Source organism: Pseudescherichia sp., assembly GCF_031987975.1.
Taxonomy (GTDB): domain Bacteria; phylum Pseudomonadota; class Gammaproteobacteria; order Enterobacterales; family Enterobacteriaceae; genus Pseudescherichia.
On record NZ_DALZYX010000005.1, the window covers coordinates 243,357 to 266,082 of the forward strand.

Here is a 22,726-nt window from a genome sequence, read left to right on the forward strand (position 1 = left end):
CGCCTCCGTTAACGCTGGAAAGGATAGACCGATCCAAGATCCAGCAGCTGTGACAGCCGGTCCAGCGCCTCCCGCCCCTCACGCAGCAGAAGCGGGTCGGCAAGATCGGCCTGGGTTAGCCGATCGCGGTAGTAGCGATCTACCCATCCATTAAGTTGGTTAAAGAGTGCGTCCGACATCATCACCGCCGGGTTAACCGCCTGCCGCTCCTCCTGCGTCAGCACCACGCGCAGGCGCAGGCAGGCCGGACCGCCGCCGTTGGCCATGCTCTCCCGCAGATCGAACACTTTCAGCTCGCGGATCGGATTATCTTCTGCCAGCAGGCCGTTGAGGTAGTGCCAGACGCCTGCATGCTCCTGCGACTCCTGAGGCACCACCAGCACCATTGAGCCATCGTCCCGGCTCAGCAGCTGGCTGTTAAACAGATAGGTTGCCACCGCATCCCTCACTGATACCGCCTCCTCCGGGACCTGAATCGCCTGAAAACCCGGCACCCGCTCCGCCAGGTGGCTTAGCAGCCCACACTGCTTAACAAAGGCTCGCTCGTGGCAGAACAGCAGCTGGCGATTGCTGACTGCAATCACATCGTTATGAAAAACCCCTTCGTCAATGACCGTGGGGTTCTGCTGAGCAAACATGACCCGATCCGGATGGACCTGATTTAGCCGCACCACCGCCTGGCTCGCCTCCAGGGTCTGACGGGCAGGATAGCGCTCGGGTGCGGCGTGGCCGTGCTCCTCGCGCCCATAGATAAAGAGCTGCAGACCTGGCTCGCCATATTCACCGCCGAGACGGTTATGGTTTGCCGCCCCTTCGTCGCCAAAGCGCGCCACCTGCGGCAGCGCCGGATGCACGGCGAAGCGGCCCTCATCGCGGAAAATAGCCCGCAGCAGCGCCTCGGTGGTCGGCGCTTCGCTTGAACGGTGGAACTTATTGTTAAGGTTAGCGACGGTGAGATGCACCCTGCCGTCCAGCGCGTCGGCGGAGGGGCAAACCGTGGCGGCGTTGGCGACCCACATGGATGACGCCGAACTGGCTGCGGAGAGCAGCTCCGGCGTCTGCGCTGCTGCTTTGGCAACCACCTGCTCATCGCTGCCGCTGAATCCCAGCTGGCGTAGCACCGCAACGTTGGGTCGCTCCTGGGGCGGGATCACTGCCTGGGGAAAACCCGCGTCGCTTAAGGCTTTCATCTTCAACAGGCCCTGCTTCGCCGCCAGCTTCGGGTTGGACACCTGATTACGGTGCTTTGTTGAGGCCTCGTTACCAAAAGAGAGTCCGGCATAGTGATGGGTCAGCCCCACCAGGCCGTCAAAGTTTACCTCGTGCGCCTTCATGCTCCCTCCTCCGTTGAAAAGTGCAGCCCCGGGCTGAGCGTCTCCGGCAGGGTCAAATCAGCTGACTCCAGGCTTGCCATCGGCCATGCGCAGTAGTCAGCGGCGTACCAGGCGCTGGGACGATGGTTGCCCGAGGCCCCGATACCGCCAAAGGGGGCGGTGCTCGCCGCGCCGGTCAAAGGCTTGTTCCAGTTAACGATCCCGGCCCGCGCCGCAAGCAGCAGAGCGTCAAACTTCTCGCGCTCCGCCGAGACCAGGCCGCAGGCCAGCCCGTAGCGGGTGGCATTCGCCAGCGTAATCGCCTCTTCCCAACTGTCGTAGCGCCAGACTCCCAGCAGCGGGCCGAATACTTCCTCGTCCGGCACGTTGGCCACGCCGGTAAGATCGATAATGCCAGGGCTAAGCAGCGATGTTCCGGGCTTAATGCGCTTCGGTGCCAGCAGCGTCCGGCCGCCGCGCGCCTCGTGGGCCTGCCACGCCTTATAAACCTGATCCGCGGCCTGCTCAGAGATCAGTCCGCCAATAAACGGCTGCGGCTCGGCGTTCCAGTGGCCGGGTACGATGCGGCCCGCCACCTCCACCAGTCGATCAAGAAAGGCGTCGCCCTCTGCGCCGCGTTTCACCAGCAGCCGACGGGCGCATGTACAGCGCTGACCCGCAGTGATGAACGCGGACTGAATAGTCAAATGCACGGCAGCGTCGCGATCCGCTATGTCATCGACAATCAGCGGATTGTTTCCCCCCATCTCAAGGGCGAGGATCTTCTCCGGCTGTCCGGCCAGCTGGCGATGCAGCTGGTAGCCAGTATTGGCGCTGCCGGTAAAGAGCAGGCCATCAAGTTCCGGAAGGCTACTGAGAGCCTGGCCCGTTTCGCGTCCGCCCTGCACCAGGTTAAGCACGCCGGCAGGAAGACCCGCCTGCGCCCAAAGCTTCACCACTGCCTCGCCGCTGTGCGGCGTCAGCTCGCTAGGCTTAAACACCAGCGTATTGCCCGCCAGCAGGGCCGGAATGATATGGCCGTTGGGAAGATGTCCCGGAAAGTTATAGGGACCGAAAACCGCCAGCACGCCGTGGGGACGATGGCGCAGGGTTGCCGCCCCATCCGCCATCGCCGTGTGCTGCTCGCCGGTTCGTACATGCCAGGCCTTCACCGAGATGGCAGCCTTGTTAATCATGGCCCCGACTTCGGTCGCCGCTTCCCAGCGCGGCTTGCCCGTCTCCCGGGCGATGATTTCCGTTAGTGCACCCCTGTTTTGCTCCAGCAGCGCAGCAAATTTTTCCACGATGGCCTGGCGGGCAGCGAAAGGCTGCGACGCCCAGCCGGGAAACGCGGCGCGGGCGGCCCGGCATGCCTCGCCAACCTGCTCTGCATCCGCATCCTCTCCCTGCCAGAGTAGATCGCCACTCACCGGATCGTGCTTTTCACGCCGAATGCCCTGACCGGTCACCCAATCACCGTTGATCCATAAGCTCATGCAGTTTTCTCCTCGGCACAGAGACGCACCAGGCGAACCTTGTCGCCCGGCTGACATTTGAGAACATCTATCTGGGCGGCGCTCAGCACCAGCCGTTCGGTATCGGGGTTAGCGGCTACCAGCATGACGCGAAACTGCTGGTACTGCTCGTTAGCCACCATGCAGAGCGGCCACTCGCCCGGCGCGGGCTGCCCTTCAGCCACCTCTACCAGGCGGCTTTTACGGATGGCGCGCACCCGGTCAATATCACACTCCAGCGTCGGCCCGCCGTCGAAAATGTCGATATAGTTGCGGTAGCGGAATCCCTCTTTTTCCAGCACCGCCCGCGCCGGGGCGGTTTGCGGATGCACTTCGCCAATCACCGCCTGCGCCTCTGCCGACAGGAACTGGGTGTAGATAGGATGTTTAGGCATTAGCTCGGCGATAAAAGCCTTCTGCCCGATGCCGCACAGGCGATCGGCGCGGCTGAAGGACATGGAAAAGAAGGTTTTCCCCAGGCTGTCCCAAAAAGGCGAATAGCCATCCTCGCTGATCACGCCGCGCATCTCTGCCACCACCTTCTCATTAAAACGATCGCGAAATGCCGCCATAAACATAAATCGTGATTTAGAGAGCAGGTAGCCGTTGCCCGCCTTACGCCAGTCGGGGTCGAGGAACAGGGTGCACAGTTCGCTGCTGCCGGTGTGGTCATTGCTCAAAAACAGCGTGGGCAGCGCGTTGTAGACGTTCAGCTCTTTTGAGGCATGCACCAGGGTGCCGACCCGGTAGTTGTACCAGGGATCGTTCAGCCCAACGGCCACCTCAATGGCGCAGACTCCGGCCACCGTGCCGCTGTCGGTATCCTCCAGCACAAACAGATAGCCCTGCTCGCTTTTCGGCAGCTCGCCCTGCCAGGTCTGCCGTGCCCGGGTGATACGCGCCGCAAGCGTGGCCTCATCGGCGGGCAGCGAGGTCAGCCCGCCGCCAGTTTTACCTGCCAGCCGCATCAGGGCGGGCAGATCGCTATGTTCAATCGGACGGATCACCATCATGTTGCGTACCCCGCAAGAAACCGTTCGCAGGCTTTGGCAAAGCGCGCCATGCCGGTGCGGATCTCCGCTTCGCTGATATTCAGCGCCGGGGCGAAGCGCACTACGTTACCTCCGGCAATCAGCACCATCGCACCCTCCTCGGCGGCCAGCTGGGCGATCTGTTTCGCTTTCCCTGCCCAGGAAGAATTAAGCTCACAGCCAATCAGCAGGCCAATGCCTCTGATCTCCCTGAACAGGTCTGAACGGGTATTAATAGCCTGCAGCTGCTCGACAAACGCCTGCTGACGCTGCTTCACCCCGTCAAGAAAGGCTCTGTTATTGACGTTATCCAGCAGCTCACCCGCTACGGCGGTGGCCAGCGGGTTACCGCCGTAGGTTGTTCCGTGCGTGCCAACGGTCATCACGCTGGCGAACGCTTCACGCGTCAGCATCGCCCCAATCGGGAAGCCACCTCCCAGCGCTTTGGCGGTGGTCAGCACATCCGGCGTGACGTTGTAGTGCATATAGGCATACAGCTCGCCGGTACGCCCTACTCCAGTTTGGACCTCATCAAAGATCAGCAGCGCGTTATGGCGATCGCAAAGTTCACGCAGCGCCTGTAAAAATTCTGCTTTCGCAGGCACTACGCCGCCTTCGCCCTGAATGGGTTCAACAATCACCGCGCAGGTATTATCGGTAATTAGCGCCTGGACAGAGTCGATATCGTTAAACACTGCGTGATGGATATCTGGCGGCAGCGGGGCAAAATCCTGAGAGTAGGCCGGTTGGCCCCCGGCGCTGACAGTAAACAGCGTCCGGCCATGAAAGGCATTTTTAAAGGCGACGATGCCGCTCTTCTGGGTGCCATAGCGGTCATGGGCATATTTGCGTGCTAGTTTCAGCGCCGCCTCGTTGGCCTCCGCGCCGGAGTTACAGAAGAAGACCCGATCGGCAAAGGTGGCGTCGATAAGGCGTTTTGCCAGCCGCAGCGCTGGCTCGTTGGTATAGCCGTTACCGGTATGCCAGAACTTGCCCGCCTGCTCGCTCAGGGCGCGGCAAAGTCCCGGATGGGCATGTCCCAGGGCGTTGACGGCAATACCACCGGCAAAGTCGATATACTCCTTCCCCTGCTGATCCCACAGGCGGGAACCCTCACCACGAACCGGAATAAAAGGCGCAGGCGCATACACCGGCAGCATCCACTCATCGAAACTCTCACGCGTTACTGACAGAGACATAGCAACCTCATCAAGTAAATAAAACGTTGTTAATATGTTAATTATTGTGAACATTGGCCCTGTGAATGTAGATTGCACGCATCGTGCCAGCCAGCGATAAAAATGCATAACGGCGGAGCGGTAACGAAATATCAACGGGTTACAGCAGAGCGCTATTCATATAAAGTGCATAAAAAGTGAATAATTTTAGAAAGAACGCCGATGGCGGTGCCTGAGAGCAGAGGATTTATGCAGGAATAAAATTTAATTCTGGAAGTGTGATCGGGAGCGAAACTTACCGCCGTTTTACGCCCCATTGCGGTGCGGCGTGCCCTTTTTCAGGGCGTAATGCGTATTCGCAATCCGGGGCGGATACGCTGCGTTTTTTCTGTTAACATCTGAGCTTATCAATTGGCTATGTGGCAGAAAATATGAAATTTGTTTCTTTTAATATCAACGGGCTGCGTGCGCGCCCCCATCAGCTGGCGGCGATTGTAGAGAAACACCAGCCGGACGTGATTGGCCTGCAGGAGACAAAGGTTCACGACGATATGTTCCCGCTCGAAGAGGTGGCGAAGCTGGGCTATAACGTCTTTTATCACGGCCAGAAAGGGCATTACGGCGTGGCGCTACTCACTAAAGAGACGCCGGTGTCGGTGCGCCGGGGCTTTCCCGGTGACGACGGCGAGGCACAGCGCCGGATTATTATGGCGGAAATCCCTTCTGCGCTCGGCAATATCACGGTGATCAACGGCTACTTCCCACAGGGCGAGAGCCGCGACCATCCAACAAAATTCCCGGCGAAAGAGAAGTTTTATGCCGATCTGCAAAGCTATCTGGATAACGAGCTGCAGAAGGATAGCCCGGTGCTGATCATGGGTGATATGAATATCAGCCCCACGGATCTCGATATCGGCATTGGTGAAGAGAGTCGTAAGCGCTGGCTGCGCGGCGGCAAATGCTCGTTCCTGCCGGAAGAGCGTGAGTGGCTGGGTCGCCTGCTGGAGTGGGGGCTGGTGGATACCTTCCGCCACGCCAACCCGGAAACCCAGGATCGCTACTCCTGGTTTGACTATCGCTCAAAAGGGTTTGATGACAACCGCGGGCTGCGCATCGATCTGCTGCTGGCCAGCCAGTCGCTGGCGAGCCGCTGCCAGGAGACCGGCATCGATTACGATATCCGCAGCATGGAGAAGCCCTCCGACCACGCGCCGGTCTGGGCCAGCTTTACGCTCTGATTTAGACAGCGTTAACGCCTTACCCGGCCTACTCCCGAACCCGCCGCCACACCAGCGGGTTCGTGCTGAGCGTGCGCTCGTCGCGCTGGCATTGTAACAGCACGCCTTCCGCCTTGATTACTGCCCCTTCCGAATAGTTCCGATCCTGATAGATACAGCACAGGTTGCAGGGCTGCGAACGCTGCCCGCTCGAGCTAAAGACCTCCGGCGGGACGTTTACCTCTACATCCGGGCGGATACGGTCGGCCTGCGCCCCGGTGGATAACAGTCCCAGCAGTGCAATCACGTAACGGTTCATCGACGTTTTTCCTTTTTGATCCTGATAATCACTATAACGGTAAACCGCACCGGTTCCTTTAGTTTATCTGCCCATCGTTTTTAGTTATGACGCGAGCCGGTTTATAAATTTCCCTTAGCTGGTTAAATTTTCGCTTGCCTGGCAAAGCGGTGCGAGTGGTATAGTCGAAAACGACGCTAAAACGCATAAACAACACACATAATTTATTATAAGAGGAACTTATCTCTATGGATCAGGCACGCTCTCTGGAATCTTTTCTCACGCATGTCCAACAGCGCGACCCGCATCAGAGCGAGTTTGCGCAGGCCGTTCGCGAGGTGATGACCACCCTCTGGCCGTTTCTTGAAGCGAACCCGCGCTATCGTCAGATGTCGCTGCTTGAACGTCTGGTAGAGCCGGAGCGTGTGATACAGTTTCGCGTGGTCTGGCTGGATGATAAAAATCAGGTGCAGGTCAATCGCGCCTGGCGCGTGCAGTTTAACTCTGCCATCGGCCCGTTCAAGGGCGGCATGCGCTTTCACCCCTCAGTAAATTTGTCGATTCTTAAGTTCCTCGGCTTTGAACAGACCTTCAAAAATGCCCTTACCACCCTACCGATGGGCGGTGGTAAAGGCGGCAGCGATTTCGATCCCAAAGGTAAAAGCGAAGGCGAAGTGATGCGTTTTTGTCAGGCGCTGATGACCGAGCTGTACCGTCATCTGGGTCCGGATACCGACGTCCCGGCGGGGGATATCGGCGTCGGCGGCCGAGAGGTGGGCTTTATGGCTGGCATGATGAAAAAGCTCTCTAACAGCAGCGCCTGCGTCTTCACCGGCAAGGGACTCTCTTTCGGCGGCAGCCTGATCCGCCCGGAAGCGACTGGCTACGGCCTGGTCTACTTCACCGAAGCGATGCTCAAGCGTCATAGTCTGAGCTTTGAGGGGATGCGCGTGGCGGTCTCCGGCTCCGGCAACGTGGCGCAGTACGCCATCGAAAAAGCGATGGCGTTTGGTGCCCGGGTTATCACGGCCTCCGATTCTGGCGGCACAGTAGTAGATGAGGCGGGCTTTACCACAGAGAAGCTGGCGCGCCTGTGTGAAATTAAAGCCAGCCGCGATGGCCGTCTGGCCGATTACGCCCGCGAGTTTGGTCTGGTTTGGCTGGAGGGCAAGCAGCCGTGGTCCGTGCCGGTGGATATTGCCCTGCCATGCGCCACCCAGAACGAGCTGGGCGAGGATGCAGCCCGTCAGCTGATCGCCAACGGCGTTAAGGCGGTAGCGGAAGGGGCAAATATGCCCACCACCATCGAAGCCACCGATCTGTTCCTTGAGGCGGGCGTGCTCTTTGCGCCAGGCAAAGCGGCCAACGCGGGCGGGGTCGCTACCTCTGGTCTGGAGATGGCCCAGAACGCCGCGCGCATGGGCTGGAAAGCGGAGAAAGTGGACGCACGCCTGCACCATATCATGCTGGATATTCACAACGCCTGCGTAGAGTACGGCGGCGAAGGCAAACAGACCCACTACGTGCGCGGGGCAAACATTGCCGGCTTCGTGAAGGTGGCCGATGCGATGATCGGCCAGGGTGTGATTTAAGTTTCGGCTTGCCCGGTGGCGCTACGCTTACCGGGCTTACGGCGTGTGAACTTCTTCTTATCGCCGCCGCCTGGCGCAACCAGTCCTCGGAACTGTTTCACTGGCGTACTACGCGCCTGATCGATCAGCTGATAGAGCGTGCCCACCAGCGGCTGCATAAAGTCTTGATAGCGGCACTGCTTCTCACTGATCTGCGTCAGGACCGATTCCCAGTGGGCGGTCATATCCGGCCTTGCGGCCATCTCCGGCAGTGAGTGGATCAGCGCCCGTCCGGCGTCGGTTGAGAGAATGCTGCGCCCTTTCTTGTGCAGGAAACCGCGCTTAAACAGCAGCTCGATAATCCCGGCGCGGGTTGCTTCCGTTCCCAGGCCATCGGTGGCACGCAGGATCTTCTTCAAATCTTTATCCTGCACGAAGCGCGCGATCCCGGTCATCGCTGAAAGCAGCGTCGCGTCGGTAAAGGGGCGCGGTGGCTGCGTCTGGCGCTCAACGACCTCACCCTTTTCACACAGCAACTCGTCACCCTTCGCCACGACCGGCAGCGGTGTGCCGTCGTTCTCTTCGTCACGCTCTTTGCTACCAAGCAGGGTTCGCCACCCTGCCTGGGCCAGAAAACGTGCCTTCGCCAGGAACTTACCGTTCGCGATATCCAGCTCAATCTCGCACTTACGGAACATCGCGTCCGGGCAGAATTGCATCAGATACTGACGGGCGATCAGGCCGTAGACCTTCGCTTCATTCTCATGCAGGTTCACCGTACTGCTGCGCGCCGTGGGAATAATGGCATGGTGGGCATCGACCTTTTTATCGTCCCAGCAGCGATTACGTCGATCGGCGTCAATAACCGGCTGTGAGAGCAGATCCGGGGCATGCACGCCAATCGCCTTCATGACTGAGTGCCGTCCGGCAAAGTGCTCCTCCGGCAGGTAGCGGCTGTCAGAACGCGGATAGGTAATGAGCTTATGGGTCTCATAAAGCTTCTGGCAGATGTCCAGCACGTTCTGCGCGCTCAGGCCGAAGCGCTTCGCCGCCTCGATCTGTAACGAAGAGAGCGAGAACGGCAGCGGCGCAGGTTCTGACTCCTGCTTGTCGTTATAACGCGTGACATGGGCGGGCTGGCCGGTAATGCGTTTAACCACGTGCTCCGCAAGGGTGCGGTTAAGCAGACGTCCCTCTTCATCCTGATGCGGCTCACAGGCCTCGCTCGGCTGCCAGAGGGCGGTAAACCGCTCATCTTTCGGGGTGACGATATGCGCCTTCACCTCAAAGAAATCTTTGGCGACGAAGTTCTCAATCTCTTCGTCGCGACGCACCACCAGTCCCAGCACCGGGGTCTGCACGCGTCCTACCGAGAGCACGCCCTGATAGCCCGCGTTGCGCCCCAGCAGCGTCCATGCCCGGGTCATATTGATGCCGTAGAGCCAGTCGGCTCTTGCGCGTGCCAGCGCCGAGACGCAGAGCGGAATAAACTCGCTGTTGGCGCGCAGGCGACCAATGGCCCGCTCTACCGCCTGCGGGTTGAGATCGTTGATCAGGCAGCGCTGGACCCGCTGACGCTTCTCCGCCGGCAGCTGGAGATAGTCCAGCACCTCATCCACCAGCAGCTGGCCTTCACGATCCGGGTCACCGGCGTGGATAATCTCTCCGGCCTCACCGAGCAGACGTTTGATAACGTTGATCTGCTTGGTGACCGAGGCTCGGGGCTGCAGCTGCCACTTCTCCGGTACGATAGGCAGATCCGCCAGGTTCCAGCGGGCATAGCGGCTGTCATAGACATCTGGCTGCGCCTGCTCAAGCAGGTGACCGATGCACCAGGTCACAACCTGGCCGTTTCCGCACTCGATATAGCCATCGCCCTTGCGGTGCGGCTTTGGCAGCACGTCGGCAATGGCGCGGCCCAGGCTAGGTTTTTCGGCAATAAACAACCGCATTGCTTAAATAATCTCAATCATTGGGCGACCCGCGCGAGCTGTGACCAGCTCGCCGATGGCGCTGAGGGAGATGTCAAACTCGGCGGCGGTGGCCTTCACCTCCTCTTCCGCCTCCGGCGAGACCGCCAGCAGCAGACCGCCCGAGGTTTGCGGATCGCAGAGCAGATCCCGCCACGCCTGCGGCATGGGTCCCATTAGATGGCCGTAGCTGGCAAAGTTGCGCTGCGTACCGCCCGGCACCGCCCCCTGGGCGATGTACTCTTCTACGCCAGGCAGCTTGGGTACGGCCTCATAGCGGACCTGCGCCTGCACGCCCGCCCCCTGGCAAACCTCACTCAGGTGGCCGAGCAGGCCAAAGCCAGTGACGTCGGTCATCGCTTTCACCCCTGGGATGTTAGCGAAGGCCGCGCCCGCAATGTTCATCTGGCACATCACGTCCCGCGCCAGTCCCTGATGCTCTGGTTGCAGCAGCGATTTTTTCTCCGCAGTGGTCAGAACGCCAATCCCCAGCGGCTTGGTCAGGAACAGCTTGCACCCCGCCTCGGCGGTGCTGTTTTTCTTAACCCTCGCGGTAGGCACTACGCCGGTCACTGCCAGGCCAAAAATCGGCTCTGGAGCATCAATAGAGTGCCCCCCCGCCAGGGCGATACCCGCCTGCTGGCAGGCAAAGCGCCCGCCCTCAATCACCTCCCGGGCGATCTCCGGCGGCAGGGTAGCGATCGGCCAGCCGAGAATAGCGATCGCCATGATCGGTTTGCCGCCCATGGCATAGATATCGCTGATGGCGTTGGTAGCCGCGATGCGGCCAAAGTCGAAAGGATTATCCACGATCGGCATAAAGAAGTCGGTGGTGCTGATGACGCTGGTCCCGTTGCCAAGATCGTATACTGCCGCGTCATCCCGCGTCTCATTGCCTACCAGCAGGTTAGGATCAACAAATTTCGCCTGCTCGCTGTGGAGAATGGTCTCCAGTACCTTCGGCGAAATTTTGCACCCGCAGCCTGCACCGTGGCTGTACTGTGTTAAACGAATAGCCTGCTCGCTCATGGACGTCTCCTGTCAATACGGTTCCTGACTCATCAATAGCGCTATGGTAGCGCTTAGAAATAGCGGACGAAAGGGGATGTGTCCGGTATGCTCACCGTGGTAGCGGCCTTCAGCTGCGGCGTGCCGAGGTAGAGGAAGCCCACCACCTGATCCTGTTCGCGGCAGTCAAGCGCTTCACGGACTACCGGGCTGTCGGTAAGTGGTCCGCTGCGCCAGATGCCGTTAAAGCCCTGGGCCAGCGCCGCCATCTGCATCGCCATTACCGCGCATCCTGCGGAGAGTAGCTGCTCCCAGCGCGGCACTTTCGGATGCGCTTCACAGTGCGCAACTACCGCAATAATCAGCGGGGCGCGAAACGGTGCGCTGCGGGCCTTTTCGATACCCTTTTCATCCTGCCCGGCCTCGGTGGCCGCGCGGGTCAGCAGCTGGCTAAAGCGCTCGCGCCCTTCCCCTTCCACGATGAAAAAGCGCCACGGTTGCAACGTGCCGTGGTCTGGCGCACGCATACCCGCACGCAAAATGTTTTCCAGAATCTCTCCTGTCGGCGCGGGTTCAGCCAGCCGGGAGGCGCTGCGACGGTTAACGAGCAGTTCAAGTGCGTCCATAAGTTAACTCCTGTCTTCAAATTTGGGCATAAAATTAACATGGGTGGGAACTTTGTTACAGCGCCGACGGTGATTCCTGCTGACAAGAGGCCGTCGGATAATTAGGATAACCGCACATTCCCGCACGAGGTGCGGAGGTTGTTAATCAGGTTAGGGAGAAGACATGCGAACCCTTTGGCGTATTATTGCCGGATTCTTTAAATGGACGTGGCGAGCGCTCAATTTTGTGCGTGAACTGGTGTTCAACATTTTTTTCATCTTGTTGATTCTGGTAGGCGTCGGCATCTGGATGCAGCTGAGTTCTGGCACGGCCGAGCATACCAGTCGGGGTGCATTACTTCTTGATATCACGGGCGTAGTGGTGGACAAGCCCTCCAGCAGCAGCAAGCTGAGCGCGCTAGGCCGCCAGCTGTTTGGTGCCAGCTCCGATCGTCTGCAGGAGAACTCCCTGTTTGATATCGTTGAGACCATTCGCCAGGCGCAGGCCGATCGCAATATTACCGGTATCGTCCTCGACCTGAAAAACTTTGCCGGGGCCGATCAGCCCTCTATGCAGTACATCGGTAAAGCGCTGAAGGCGTTCCGCGACAGCGGCAAACCGGTCTACGCCGTCGGGGATAACTACAGCCAGGGACAATACTATCTTGCCAGCTTTGCCAATAAGGTGTGGCTGTCGCCGCAGGGCGTCGTGGATCTGCACGGCTTTGCCACTAACGGTCTCTACTACAAATCGCTGCTCGACAAGCTTAAGGTCTCGACCCACGTCTTCCGCGTCGGTACCTATAAGTCCGCCGTTGAGCCGTTTATCCGCGACGATATGTCCCCTGCCGCCCGCGAGGCGGACAGTCGCTGGATTGGTGAGCTGTGGCAGAACTATCTTGGTACGATTGCCGCTAACCGCCAGCTCCCCCCGCAGCAGGTCTTCCCCGGCGCACAGGGCGTGCTGGATGGCCTCAGCAAAGTTGGCGGCGACACGGCTAAATACGCGCTGGATAACAAGCTGGTGGATACCCTTGGCAGCAGCGCCGATGCCGAAAAAGTACTGGTCAAACAGTTTGGTTGGAGCGATGAGGACAAAAACTATCGCGCTATTAGCATGTATGACTATCCGCTGAAAAAACCGAGCGAAATGGGCAGCAGCGTGGCGGTGATCTTTGCCAACGGCGCGATCATGGACGGTGAAGAGACGGCCGGCAACGTGGGGGGTGATACCACCGCCGCGCAGATCCGCGACGCACGTATCGATCCAAACGTGAAAGCCATCGTGCTACGGGTTAACAGCCCGGGCGGCAGCGTGAGCGCCTCAGAGGTGATCCGCGCCGAGCTGGCCGCAGCAAAAGAAGCGGGCAAACCGGTGGTCGTCTCCATGGGCGGTATGGCGGCATCGGGCGGCTACTGGATCTCTACCCCAGCCAACTACATTGTGGCTAACCCCAGCACGCTCACCGGCTCCATTGGCATCTTCGGCGTTATCAATACCGTAGAGAAGAGCCTCGATGAGCTGGGCGTACACACCGACGGCGTGGCAACCTCTCCGCTGGCAGACGTTTCGGTCACTAAAGCCCTGCCGCCGCAGGTACAGCAGCTAATGCAGCTGAGCATCGAGAACGGCTATCAGCGCTTTATCTCCCTGGTCGCCCAGGCGCGTAAATCTACGCCGGAGCAGGTTGATAAGATTGCACAGGGCCATGTCTGGACCGGTGAGGATGCGAAAAGCAACGGCCTGGTGGATGCTCTGGGTGACTTTGACGATGCCGTGGCCAAGGCCGCCGAGCTGGCGAAGCTGAAGCAGTGGCATATCGAATACTATCAGGATGAGCCAACCTTCTTCGCCCGGATGATGGATGGCTTCTCCGGCGAGATCCGCGCCCTGCTGCCGCAGGCTCTGCAGGCTTATCTGCCCGCTCCGCTTGCAGCGGCCGCGGACACGGTAAAAGCAGAAACCGACAAGCTGGCGGTGTTTAACGATCCGCAAAGCCGTTACGCGTTTTGCCTGACCTGCGCCAACATTCGTTAACTATCGTCCCCCCGCAACCGGGGGGATTTTCTTTGCGTTACAAGAACAGACAACATGCAAAAAAAATCGATTTACGTCGCCTACACCGGCGGGACCATTGGTATGCAGCGCTCGGAGCAGGGCTACATTCCGGTCTCTGGCCATCTGCAACGTCAACTGGCGCTGATGCCCGAGTTCCATCGTCCGGAGATGCCAGACTTTACAATCCACGAATACGATCCGCTGATGGATTCGTCGGATATGACGCCTGAGGACTGGCAGCATATCGCAGACGATATCAAAGCTAACTACGATCGTTACGATGGCTTTGTGATCCTGCACGGCACCGATACCATGGCCTTCACCGCCTCGGCGCTATCGTTCATGCTGGAGAACCTCGGCAAACCGGTAATTGTGACAGGGTCACAAATCCCGCTTGCTGAACTGCGATCGGACGGGCAGATTAACCTGCTCAACGCCCTCTACGTGGCGGCAAACTATCCGATTAACGAAGTGACGTTGTTCTTCAATAACCGTCTATTTCGCGGCAACCGCACGACCAAAGCCCATGCGGATGGCTTTAACGCCTTCGACTCCCCTAACCTACAGCCGCTGCTGGAGGCAGGGATCCATATTCGTCGCCTTGGCAATCCCGGTGCGCCGCGCTGCAACGGCGAGCTGATTGTCCACCGCATTACTCCGCAGCCAATTGGTGTGGTAACGATCTATCCGGGCATCTCTGCCGACGTAGTGCGCAACTTCCTGCGCCAGCCGGTGAAGGCGCTGATCCTCCGCTCCTACGGCGTGGGTAACGCGCCGCAAAACGGTGAGTTCCTGCGGGAGCTGGAGGCGGCCAGCGGGCGCGGCATTGTGGTCGTCAACCTGACTCAATGCATGTCTGGCAAGGTAAATATGGGCGGCTATGCCACCGGCAACGCGCTGGCACATGCGGGCGTGATTGGCGGCGCGGATATGACGGTAGAAGCCACGCTGACTAAGCTACACTGGCTACTGAGCCAGGAGCTGGACGCCGACGCCATTCGTCAGGCGATGACCCAGAACCTGCGTGGCGAGCTGACCCCCGACGATTAAGGAGCCTGTGATGACGCAACGAGCACTCGTGCTGGTAGATATACAGAATGATTTCTGCGCCGGTGGCGCGCTGTCCGTCCCGGAGGGCGACAGCGTGGTAGACGTAGCTAATATGCTGATCGACTGGTGTAAAGCCCGAGGCGATGCGGTAGTAGCCAGCCAGGACTGGCATCCGGCCGATCATGGCAGCTTCGCCAGCCAGCACGGCGTAGAGCCTTATACGCAGGGCATGCTGGACAATTTGCCGCAAACCTTCTGGCCCGATCACTGCGTACAGGGAAGCGAAGGTGCTGAACTGCACCCTTTGCTTCAGCAGAAAGCAATCGATGAGGTCTTTCACAAGGGCGAAAACCGGATCATCGACAGCTATAGCGCCTTTTTTGACAATGGACATAAGCAGAAAACCGGGCTGGATGCCTGGCTGCGCATGCGGGGTATTACCGAGTTAATTGTGCTGGGTCTCGCCACCGACTACTGCGTGAAGTTTACCGTGCTGGATGCGCTCAAGCTCGGCTATCAGGTCAACGTTATTACCGACGGCTGCCGGGGCGTCAATATTGGCAAGCAGGACAGCGCCCAGGCGTTTATGGAGATGGCATCAGAGGGAGCGACGCTCTACACCCTCGCAGACTGGGTAGAGACGCACGCATAATTAAAGCCCGGTGGCGCTGCGCTTACCGGGCCTACACACCACGCCTACTTGAACGTGGCAATCGGTTTAGGCGCGATGCCAAACTCTTCTTTCAGCTGCTGCTTGCTCTTCATGACCATCTGTCCGTTGGTATCGATAGTCATATGCTGCGCATCGGTATTGTGACGTGCCTGCCAGAGCATAACAAGCTGCAGGCTGTTCTCTTTCTGCTCCGGGGTCAGGGCCACGCCGTCAGGCCATTTCCCCGTCTCAACTGCCGTCACCAGACGTTGGTAGACTTCTGGTGTCATGCTGGCAACAAGCTCATTAATTTCCATCTTTCACCCGCTCCCGTGGAATAATTTGCTGAATCGATTCTTTAGCCCTTAATCTGCTCGCCGTCGGCCTCGTCATTGAAGCTAAGTGAGGCAGAGTTGACGCAGAAACGCTCGCCGGTCGGCTGCGGGCCATCGGGAAAAACGTGGCCTAAATGGGCATCACAATTGCCACAGCGGATCTCAATTCGCTGCATGCCATGTGAGTAATCGTTAAGATACCGGATAGCATTTTCACTGACCGGTTCGTAGAAGCTCGGCCAGCCGCAGCCGGAGTCATATTTACTCTGGGAGTTAAACAGCGCGGCATTGCATACCAGGCAGTGGTAGACACCTTCGCGCTTATTATGCAACAGCTTACCGCTAAACGGTGGCTCTGTGCCATGGTTTTGAGTTACATGAAACTGCATTTCAGTAAGGCTTTTTTTCAGGTCATCCTGAGAGGATTGATTAGCCATATGCTTGCTTCTCGCTATAGGGACATTCACATCTTGTGTCTGATTCTAACAAAACATTAACAGTGACGTCCCGACTTTTGTTCTAAACTTAGGCGGTGCGAAAATGTAGCGGAGGAATTGTGATCTGTTTCACGTTTTTATCCTGCATGCCCTTTAAAATCCACGCCGGCGGCCCCATAGGGGTTATAGCTGATTGGAATAGTGAGCCGACATCGACGCGCAAAGGTATGCACAGGATTGATTTGTCGCAATGATTGACACGATTCCGCTTGACGCTGCGTAAGGTTTTTGTAATTTTACAGCCAACCTTTTATTCACTAACAAATAGCTGGTGGAATATATGACTATCAAAGTAGGTATCAACGGTTTTGGCCGTATCGGTCGCATTGTTTTCCGTGCTGCTCAGGAACGTTCTGACATCGAAATCGTTGGCATCAACGATCTGTTAGACGCTGACTACATGGCGTACATGCTGAAGTATGACTCAACTCACGGTCGTTTCAACGGCACCGTTGAAGTCAAAGACGGCCATCTGGTTGTTAACGGCAAAACCATCCGTGTTACCGCTGAAAAAGACCCGGCTAACCTGAAATGGGACGAAATCGGCGTTGACGTTGTTGCTGAAGCTACCGGCATCTTCCTGACCGACGAAACCGCTCGTAAGCACATCACCGCTGGCGCGAAAAAAGTGGTTCTGACCGGTCCGTCCAAAGATAACACCCCAATGTTTGTTAAAGGCGCTAACTTTGACAAATACGAAGGCCAGGACATCGTTTCTAACGCATCCTGCACCACCAACTGCCTGGCTCCGCTGGCGAAAGTTATCAACGACAACTTCGGCATCATCGAAGGCCTGATGACTACCGTTCACGCAACTACCGCTACGCAGAAAACCGTTGACGGCCCGTCTCACAAAGACTGGCGCGGCGGCCGTGGCGCGTCCCAGAACATCATCCCGTCCTCTACCGGTGCTGCTAAAGCAGTAGGTAAAGTACTGCCGGAACTGAACGGCAAACTGACCGGTATGGCGTTCCGCGTTCCGACTCCGAACGTATCCGTTGTTGACCTGACCGTACGTCTGGAAAAAGCAGCATCTTACGAAGAGATCAAGAAAGCCATCAAAGCCGCTTCTGAAGGCGACATGAAAGGCGTTCTGGGTTACACCGAAGATGACGTTGTTTCCACCGACTTCAACGGCGAAATCTGCACTTCCGTGTTCGATGCTAAAGCTGGTATCGCACTGAACGACAACTTCGTTAAGCTGGTCTCCTGGTACGACAACGAAACCGGCTACTCTAACAAAGTACTGGACCTGATTGCTCACATCTCCAAATAAGATGTGACACTCAACTTAAGAGCGACTTCGGTCGCTCTTTTTTTTGGCTTAAGACAGAGGATTGAGGAATACGAATATGATTAATAAAATTTTTGCTCTTCCAGTAGTCGAAAACATTACGCCGGTCATCTCCCGCCGCCAGCTGGACGAGCTGGACGTGATTGTGATCGATCACCCGCAGGTAAAAGCTTCTTTTGCCCTGCAGGGTGCACACCTGCTCTCTTTTAAACCAGCTGGGGAAGAGGACGTGCTGTGGCTCAGCGATAATACACCGTTTAAAAAAGGCGTCGCGCTGCGCGGCGGCGTCCCGGTATGCTGGCCGTGGTTTGGTCCGGCACAGCAGCAGGGCCTGCCCGCCCACGGTATTGCCCGTATTCTGCCGTGGACGCTGACCGCCCATAACGAAGATGATAACGGCGTGGTGCTGACCTTTGAACTGCAAAGCAGCGACGCGACCCGTGAACAGTGGCCGCACGATTTCACCCTCTTCGCTCGATTTAAGCTCTGCCAGACCTGTGAGATTGAACTGGAAGCCCACGGCGAGTTTGAGACCACCTCTGCCCTGCACACCTACTTCAACGTGGGTGATATCAGTGCGGTGAAAGTGAGCGGCCTCGGCGATCGCTTTATCGATAAGGTAAACAACGCCCAGGAAGATGCCCTGACCGACGGCGTGCAGACCTTCCCGGACCGTACCGATCGCGTCTATTTGAACCCGGAAGCGTGCAGCGTGATCCACGACAGCGCCCTGAATCGCACAATTGAAGTGATCCATCATCACCACAGCAACGTGGTGGGCTGGAACCCCGGTCCGGCCCTCTCTGCCAGCATGACCGACATGCCGGACGACGGTTATAAGACCTTTGTCTGCGTGGAGTCTGCCTGTGTGACCGTGCCGCAGAAGTCTACCGAAGAGAAGCCATCCCGCCTGGCACAAACTATCCGCGTGCAAAAACGCTAAGCGCGCTATGCCCTCTCCGTCAGAGAGGGCACTCTTCTTTACACCACATCCAACGGCGTTTTGCGGCCCGGCGCCGGGAAGGCCCGATCCAGCTGGTGCAACTCATCCCCGGTGAGGTTTAAATCGAGCGCAGCGGCGTTCTCCTTGACGTGCGCGACGCTGGCGGCCTTCGGGATCGCCATCACGCTCTGATGGCTGATAACCCACGCCAGCAGTACCTGGGCGGCGCTTACGCCGTGTCCGTGAGCGATCTCCCGTACGGTAGCATTCTCCAGCAGGCCATCACGCAGGCGTCCGGCCTGGGCCAGCGGACAGTAGGCCATTACCGGAAGCGTGTGTTCCTGACACCAGGGCAGCAGATCATGCTCAATGCCGCGTGAGGCGAGATGATACAGTACCTGGTTGGTGACGCAGGCTTTCCCACCCTCAACCTGCCAGAGTTCCTGCATATCGCTATAGTCGAGGTTCGAGACGCCCCAGCGGCGGATCTTGCCCTGGTGGATCAGGGTCTCCACCGCCTCAACGGTTTCGGCCAGGGAGTAGTTACCGCGCCAGTGCAGCAGATAGAGATCGAGATAGTCGGTGCCAAGACGCCGGAGGCTGGCGTCACAGGCGGCAATCGCTTTCTGGCCGCCTGCATTCCATGGGTAAACCTTTGAGACCAGGAAAACCTCGTCGCGCTTGCCCATAATGGCCTCGCCGACTACCTTTTCCGCGCCGCCGTCGGCATACATCTCAGCGGTGTCGATAAGGGTCAGGCCGAGATCGATTCCTGCCCTTAGCGCCGCCACCTCGTTTTGCCGCTGGCGGGAGTTTTCCCCCATATACCAGGTGCCCTGCCCAATAGCGGCCAGCGGCTGAGCGTGGGCAAACTGCACACGTTTTTCTGCCATGGTTCATCCTGCGTTACTTCTCCGGAAATGATTGTCCTACCCTAAAACAAACAGGGCGCAAGCGCCCTGTTCAAATGCACAACAATTAACACATACGCGTTAGAAGCTGTAGGTCACACCGGTAGAGAAGGCACCGGCCCAGGACTTATCGACCATCGGGCTGTCTTTGATCTCATCTCCCAGACGGGTGTAACGCCCTACGCCATACACGCTCCAGCTGTCGTTCAGCTGGTAGCTGGCGCTCAGCTCCAGATAAGGACTCCAGTCGCTGTCCGGATCGTAAGTACGCAGACCGCTGCTGCGGGACTCGTGTCCCGAGACACCGTAGTAGTACTCGTTCTGGTTTTCGCTGCTCCACTCGGCACCGATGCCAGGGGTCAGGGTCAGGCCGCCGTTGGTGTAGCGATAGAGCCAGGCCAGATCCCAGGTAATGCCGTTGCTGTTATCCAGCGTATCGCCAGCCAGGGTGGTGCGCAAAAAACCATACTGGGTGTTATGCACATAAGACAGGCCCGCCATCAGGGTAGCTCTACGCTTATCGAGCTGGCGCAGCTGCCAGTCATCGCTGTCTTTTGGCCGGAAGTGGAACGGGGAGTAGTAAGCGGTAAGAGAGAGCTTATCGCTTTCGTCATTCCACAGATAGTAGCCGCCGCCAAGGCCGCGGAACCAGAAGTTATCCCCTTCGTAGGTAATCACCGGGACGGGGGCGACCTCGCGATCGTAGTCTTTGTAAGGAGACTCAAGAACACCGACGCCCGCGCCTACAGACCAGGGTCCCGCTGCGTTTGCCGTTGCGGCACATGATGCGATAAATACACCAAGCGCCAGAAATTTGAGTTTGGTCACAATCCTTTCCTTCCTGTAGTCAAATAATCAGCGGGAGCAGTGTAACCGCCCGCCTCCGTCATCCCAAATTTTTTCACTGATTATTATATAACTGAACGCGACAGCATGCTGTTTTAGCATGACAACCTGCTTAAGGATAAATGACAGAGAGATGAATCTTTCGCAACCCCCTTTATCTATAAAGAAAATAAATTCAGATGAGTTATTGATATGTCATTGAAATTAGATTGGCGTGGAATGCAAGTTTTGCAAATGCCATCTACGCTTAATTTTAAGAAGGTGTATCGCGGGCGCGTTAACTGCTGGCGTTCACAACCTGGCATAAGGGTTGCTGCATTCCGGTGCTGAAGTAGAGCTAGCGTCGTTCAGCTTATCTCTTCCGGGAGCCTCCACTATTCATATGAACGGCTCTTTTCTTGTGCTAAAAACGAAAGGACGGCATGCCATGAATATATTCGATCACTATCGCCAGCGTTATGAAGCTGCCAAGGACGAAGAGTTCACCCTGCAGGAGTTTCTCACCATTTGCCGCCAGGATCGCAGTGCCTATGCGAATGCGGCAGAACGGCTACTTACGGCTATCGGCGAGCCCGTGATGGTAGATACTGCTCTGGAGCCCAGGCTTTCCCGTCTATTTTCGAATCGGGTTGTCGCACGTTACCCAGCGTTTGAAGAGTTTTATGGCATGGAAGATGCCATCGAGCAGATTGTCTCCTATCTGAAACATGCTGCCCAGGGGCTGGAAGAGAAGAAACAGATCCTTTATCTGCTGGGGCCAGTCGGCGGCGGTAAATCATCTCTTGCTGAACGCCTGAAATCACTGATGCAGCGCGTACCTATCTACGTACTGAGCGCCAACGGCGAGCGTAGCCCGGTTAACGATCATCCTCTGTGCCTGTTTAATCCGCAGGAAGATGCGCAGATCCTTGAGAAAGAGTACGGCATTCCACGCCGCTATCTCGGCACGATTATGTCCCCGTGGGCGGCCAAGCGGCTGCATGAGTTTGGTGGCGACATCACTAAGTTCCGCGTGGTGAAAGTATGGCCTTCGATTCTGGAACAGATTGCCATCGCCAAAACCGAACCCGGCGACGAGAATAACCAGGACATCTCAGCTCTGGTAGGTAAAGTTGATATCCGCAAGCTGGAAAACCATGCCCAGAACGATCCTGACGCCTACGGCTACTCCGGCGCACTGTGCCGGGCCAACCAGGGCATCATGGAGTTCGTTGAAATGTTCAAAGCGCCAATTAAGGTGCTGCACCCGCTGCTGACGGCAACCCAGGAGGGGAACTACAACGGTACGGAGGGGATCTCCGCCCTGCCGTTTAACGGTATTATCCTGGCGCACTCGAATGAATCTGAGTGGGTCACTTTCCGTAACAACAAGAACAACGAAGCCTTCCTTGACCGCGTTTACATTGTGAAGGTGCCCTACTGCCTGCGCATCTCGGAAGAGATCAAAATTTACGAGAAGCTGCTTAACCACAGCGAGCTGGCTCACGCTCCTTGCGCGCCCGGTACGCTGGAGACGCTCTCCCGCTTCTCTATTCTCTCGCGCCTGAAAGAGCCGGAGAACTCCAGCATCTACTCTAAAATGCGGGTCTACGATGGTGAGAGCCTTAAAGACACCGATCCGAAAGCGAAGTCCTATCAGGAGTACCGGGACTATGCCGGCGTAGATGAAGGGATGAACGGGCTGTCAACGCGCTTCGCGTTTAAAATCCTCTCCAGGGTCTTTAACTTTGACCACGTTGAGGTAGCGGCCAACCCGGTGCATCTCTTCTATGTACTGGAGCAGCAGATCGAGCGCGAACAATTCCCACAGGAGCAGGCCGAACGCTATCTGGAGTTCCTGAAAGGCTATCTGATCCCGAAATATGCCGAATTTATTGGCAAAGAGATCCAGACCGCCTATCTGGAGTCCTACTCTGAATATGGCCAGAACATCTTTGACCGCTACGTAACCTATGCGGATTTCTGGATCCAGGATCAGGAGTATCGCGATCCGGATACCGGCCAGCTGTTCGACCGTGAATCGCTGAATGCCGAGCTGGAAAAAATCGAGAAGCCTGCCGGGATCAGCAACCCGAAAGACTTCCGTAATGAGATCGTCAACTTTGTGCTGCGCGCCCGCGCCAACAACAGCGGCCGTAATCCGAACTGGACCAGCTATGAAAAACTGCGCACGGTCATCGAGAAGAAAATGTTCTCGAACACCGAGGAGCTGCTGCCGGTGATTTCGTTCAACGCCAAAACCTCTACGGATGAGCAGAAAAAACACGACGATTTTGTCGACCGGATGATGGAGAAAGGTTATACCCGTAAACAGGTGCGTTTGCTGTGCGAATGGTATCTGCGCGTTCGTAAATCGTCTTAAGACAGATGCCCGGTAGCGTTCGCGTTACCGGGCCTACTACAAGAGCGGCAAAGCACCGTGGATGGAGGGCTT

20 protein-coding genes are annotated in these 22,726 nt (G+C 57.5%); 8 read left to right on the top strand and 12 right to left on the bottom strand.

The features are described from left to right. Positions 1 to 8: 8 nt before the first annotated feature. The 4 genes from astB to RTN40_RS10915 are packed head-to-tail and all read right to left on the bottom strand — an operon-like array spanning position 9 to position 5,057. Positions 9 to 1,334, bottom strand: a complete 1,326-nt coding sequence (gene astB, locus RTN40_RS10900) for an N-succinylarginine dihydrolase (protein ID WP_312228469.1) — start codon at positions 1,332 to 1,334, stop codon at positions 9 to 11. Further along, positions 1,331 to 2,809, bottom strand: a complete 1,479-nt coding sequence (gene astD / locus RTN40_RS10905; RefSeq protein WP_312228470.1) for a succinylglutamate-semialdehyde dehydrogenase — start codon at positions 2,807 to 2,809, stop codon at positions 1,331 to 1,333. The genes astB and astD overlap by 4 nt, the downstream gene beginning before the upstream one ends. Continuing rightward, positions 2,806 to 3,840 carry an arginine N-succinyltransferase gene (gene astA / locus RTN40_RS10910; RefSeq protein ID WP_312228471.1) on the bottom strand — a complete coding sequence of 345 codons (1,035 nt, stop codon included), beginning with the start codon at positions 3,838 to 3,840 and terminating at the stop codon, positions 2,806 to 2,808. The genes astD and astA overlap by 4 nt, the downstream gene beginning before the upstream one ends. Beyond that, complete coding sequence (locus RTN40_RS10915) at positions 3,837 to 5,057, bottom strand: aspartate aminotransferase family protein (protein ID WP_312228472.1); 1,221 nt, start codon at positions 5,055 to 5,057, stop codon at positions 3,837 to 3,839. The genes astA and RTN40_RS10915 overlap by 4 nt, the downstream gene beginning before the upstream one ends. 410 nt (positions 5,058 to 5,467) lie before the next feature. On the opposite strand from RTN40_RS10915, the gene xthA reads away from it, so the two are divergent. Then, positions 5,468 to 6,274 (top strand): exodeoxyribonuclease III, encoded by an 807-nt coding sequence (gene xthA, locus RTN40_RS10920; RefSeq protein WP_312228473.1) that lies wholly within the window; start codon positions 5,468 to 5,470, stop codon positions 6,272 to 6,274. Positions 6,275 to 6,302: 28 nt separating this feature from the next. Here xthA and RTN40_RS10925 read toward each other — a convergent pair whose 3' ends face one another. Beyond that, positions 6,303 to 6,572 (bottom strand): DUF1496 domain-containing protein, encoded by a 270-nt coding sequence (locus tag RTN40_RS10925; protein WP_312228474.1) that lies wholly within the window; start codon positions 6,570 to 6,572, stop codon positions 6,303 to 6,305. A 227-nt stretch (positions 6,573 to 6,799) separates the two neighbouring features. Here RTN40_RS10925 and gdhA point away from each other — a divergent pair, with 227 nt between their 5' ends. Further along, complete coding sequence (gdhA, locus tag RTN40_RS10930; RefSeq protein WP_312228475.1) at positions 6,800 to 8,143, top strand: NADP-specific glutamate dehydrogenase; 1,344 nt, start codon at positions 6,800 to 6,802, stop codon at positions 8,141 to 8,143. On the opposite strand, the gene RTN40_RS10935 is transcribed toward gdhA, so the two are convergent. From RTN40_RS10935 to RTN40_RS10945, 3 genes are read right to left on the bottom strand one after another with little or no spacing between them, the layout of a single operon-like run. Next, on the bottom strand, positions 8,140 to 10,074 hold the full coding sequence (locus RTN40_RS10935; RefSeq protein ID WP_312228476.1) for a DNA topoisomerase III: 1,935 nt from the start codon (positions 10,072 to 10,074) through the stop codon (positions 8,140 to 8,142). The genes gdhA and RTN40_RS10935 overlap by 4 nt on opposite strands. 3 nt (positions 10,075 to 10,077) lie before the next feature. After that, entirely contained in the window at positions 10,078 to 11,121 is a 1,044-nt protein-coding gene (selD, locus tag RTN40_RS10940; RefSeq protein ID WP_312228477.1) for a selenide, water dikinase SelD, read from the bottom strand. A gap of 53 nt (positions 11,122 to 11,174) precedes the next feature. Next, positions 11,175 to 11,726 (bottom strand): NAD(P)H nitroreductase, encoded by a 552-nt coding sequence (locus RTN40_RS10945; RefSeq protein ID WP_312228478.1) that lies wholly within the window; start codon positions 11,724 to 11,726, stop codon positions 11,175 to 11,177. Between the two features lie 163 nt (positions 11,727 to 11,889). On the opposite strand from RTN40_RS10945, the gene sppA reads away from it, so the two are divergent. The 3 genes from sppA to pncA are packed head-to-tail and all read left to right on the top strand — an operon-like array spanning position 11,890 to position 15,466. Continuing rightward, a complete protein-coding gene (gene sppA, locus RTN40_RS10950) occupies positions 11,890 to 13,743 on the top strand; it encodes a signal peptide peptidase SppA (protein WP_312228479.1) in 1,854 nt (617 codons plus the stop codon). A 54-nt stretch (positions 13,744 to 13,797) separates the two neighbouring features. Continuing rightward, positions 13,798 to 14,814: an asparaginase gene (gene ansA, locus RTN40_RS10955; RefSeq protein ID WP_312228480.1), complete on the top strand. Its 1,017-nt coding sequence runs from the start codon at positions 13,798 to 13,800 to the stop codon at positions 14,812 to 14,814. A gap of 10 nt (positions 14,815 to 14,824) precedes the next feature. Further along, positions 14,825 to 15,466 carry a bifunctional nicotinamidase/pyrazinamidase gene (gene pncA, locus RTN40_RS10960; protein WP_312228481.1) on the top strand — a complete coding sequence of 214 codons (642 nt, stop codon included), beginning with the start codon at positions 14,825 to 14,827 and terminating at the stop codon, positions 15,464 to 15,466. A gap of 44 nt (positions 15,467 to 15,510) precedes the next feature. Here the strand turns inward: pncA and RTN40_RS10965 are convergent, their stop codons facing one another. Both RTN40_RS10965 and msrB read right to left on the bottom strand, forming a co-directional pair. Beyond that, the gene (locus RTN40_RS10965; RefSeq protein ID WP_312228482.1) at positions 15,511 to 15,783 is read right to left on the bottom strand and encodes a YeaC family protein; all 273 of its coding nucleotides are present in this window, start codon (positions 15,781 to 15,783) and stop codon (positions 15,511 to 15,513) included. A 41-nt stretch (positions 15,784 to 15,824) separates the two neighbouring features. Then, the gene (gene msrB, locus RTN40_RS10970; RefSeq protein ID WP_312228483.1) at positions 15,825 to 16,238 is read right to left on the bottom strand and encodes a peptide-methionine (R)-S-oxide reductase MsrB; all 414 of its coding nucleotides are present in this window, start codon (positions 16,236 to 16,238) and stop codon (positions 15,825 to 15,827) included. Positions 16,239 to 16,578: 340 nt separating this feature from the next. Here msrB and gapA point away from each other — a divergent pair, with 340 nt between their 5' ends. Beyond that, complete coding sequence (gapA, locus tag RTN40_RS10975) at positions 16,579 to 17,574, top strand: glyceraldehyde-3-phosphate dehydrogenase (protein WP_042392940.1); 996 nt, start codon at positions 16,579 to 16,581, stop codon at positions 17,572 to 17,574. 76 nt (positions 17,575 to 17,650) lie between these two features. Then, positions 17,651 to 18,535, top strand: a complete 885-nt coding sequence (locus RTN40_RS10980; RefSeq protein ID WP_312228484.1) for a D-hexose-6-phosphate mutarotase — start codon at positions 17,651 to 17,653, stop codon at positions 18,533 to 18,535. A gap of 38 nt (positions 18,536 to 18,573) precedes the next feature. Here RTN40_RS10980 and RTN40_RS10985 read toward each other — a convergent pair whose 3' ends face one another. Next, entirely contained in the window at positions 18,574 to 19,428 is an 855-nt protein-coding gene (locus tag RTN40_RS10985; RefSeq protein ID WP_312228485.1) for an aldo/keto reductase, read from the bottom strand. A 99-nt stretch (positions 19,429 to 19,527) separates the two neighbouring features. Further along, on the bottom strand, positions 19,528 to 20,274 hold the full coding sequence (locus tag RTN40_RS10990) for a MipA/OmpV family protein (RefSeq protein WP_312228486.1): 747 nt from the start codon (positions 20,272 to 20,274) through the stop codon (positions 19,528 to 19,530). 445 nt (positions 20,275 to 20,719) lie between these two features. Between RTN40_RS10990 and yeaG the strand changes: the two genes are divergently transcribed. Next, positions 20,720 to 22,654, top strand: a complete 1,935-nt coding sequence (gene yeaG / locus RTN40_RS10995; protein ID WP_103821147.1) for a protein kinase YeaG — start codon at positions 20,720 to 20,722, stop codon at positions 22,652 to 22,654. The last annotated feature ends 72 nt before the right edge of the window (positions 22,655 to 22,726 follow it).

What these genes read in the sequence shown, in the direction of transcription:
- astB (WP_312228469.1), bottom strand. Translation starts at nt 1,334, where the DNA reads ATGAAGGCGCACGAGGTAAACTTTGACGGCCTGGTGGGGCTGACCCAT.
- astD (WP_312228470.1), bottom strand. Translation starts at nt 2,809, where the DNA reads ATGAGCTTATGGATCAACGGTGATTGGGTGACCGGTCAGGGCATTCGG.
- astA (WP_312228471.1), bottom strand. Translation starts at nt 3,840, where the DNA reads ATGATGGTGATCCGTCCGATTGAACATAGCGATCTGCCCGCCCTGATG.
- RTN40_RS10915 (WP_312228472.1), bottom strand. Translation starts at nt 5,057, where the DNA reads ATGTCTCTGTCAGTAACGCGTGAGAGTTTCGATGAGTGGATGCTGCCG.
- xthA (WP_312228473.1), top strand. Translation starts at nt 5,468, where the DNA reads ATGAAATTTGTTTCTTTTAATATCAACGGGCTGCGTGCGCGCCCCCAT.
- RTN40_RS10925 (WP_312228474.1), bottom strand. Translation starts at nt 6,572, where the DNA reads ATGAACCGTTACGTGATTGCACTGCTGGGACTGTTATCCACCGGGGCG.
- gdhA (WP_312228475.1), top strand. Translation starts at nt 6,800, where the DNA reads ATGGATCAGGCACGCTCTCTGGAATCTTTTCTCACGCATGTCCAACAG.
- RTN40_RS10935 (WP_312228476.1), bottom strand. Translation starts at nt 10,074, where the DNA reads ATGCGGTTGTTTATTGCCGAAAAACCTAGCCTGGGCCGCGCCATTGCC.
- selD (WP_312228477.1), bottom strand. Translation starts at nt 11,121, where the DNA reads ATGAGCGAGCAGGCTATTCGTTTAACACAGTACAGCCACGGTGCAGGC.
- RTN40_RS10945 (WP_312228478.1), bottom strand. Translation starts at nt 11,726, where the DNA reads ATGGACGCACTTGAACTGCTCGTTAACCGTCGCAGCGCCTCCCGGCTG.
- sppA (WP_312228479.1), top strand. Translation starts at nt 11,890, where the DNA reads ATGCGAACCCTTTGGCGTATTATTGCCGGATTCTTTAAATGGACGTGG.
- ansA (WP_312228480.1), top strand. Translation starts at nt 13,798, where the DNA reads ATGCAAAAAAAATCGATTTACGTCGCCTACACCGGCGGGACCATTGGT.
- pncA (WP_312228481.1), top strand. Translation starts at nt 14,825, where the DNA reads ATGACGCAACGAGCACTCGTGCTGGTAGATATACAGAATGATTTCTGC.
- RTN40_RS10965 (WP_312228482.1), bottom strand. Translation starts at nt 15,783, where the DNA reads ATGGAAATTAATGAGCTTGTTGCCAGCATGACACCAGAAGTCTACCAA.
- msrB (WP_312228483.1), bottom strand. Translation starts at nt 16,238, where the DNA reads ATGGCTAATCAATCCTCTCAGGATGACCTGAAAAAAAGCCTTACTGAA.
- gapA (WP_042392940.1), top strand. Translation starts at nt 16,579, where the DNA reads ATGACTATCAAAGTAGGTATCAACGGTTTTGGCCGTATCGGTCGCATT.
- RTN40_RS10980 (WP_312228484.1), top strand. Translation starts at nt 17,651, where the DNA reads ATGATTAATAAAATTTTTGCTCTTCCAGTAGTCGAAAACATTACGCCG.
- RTN40_RS10985 (WP_312228485.1), bottom strand. Translation starts at nt 19,428, where the DNA reads ATGGCAGAAAAACGTGTGCAGTTTGCCCACGCTCAGCCGCTGGCCGCT.
- yeaG (WP_103821147.1), top strand. Translation starts at nt 20,720, where the DNA reads ATGAATATATTCGATCACTATCGCCAGCGTTATGAAGCTGCCAAGGAC.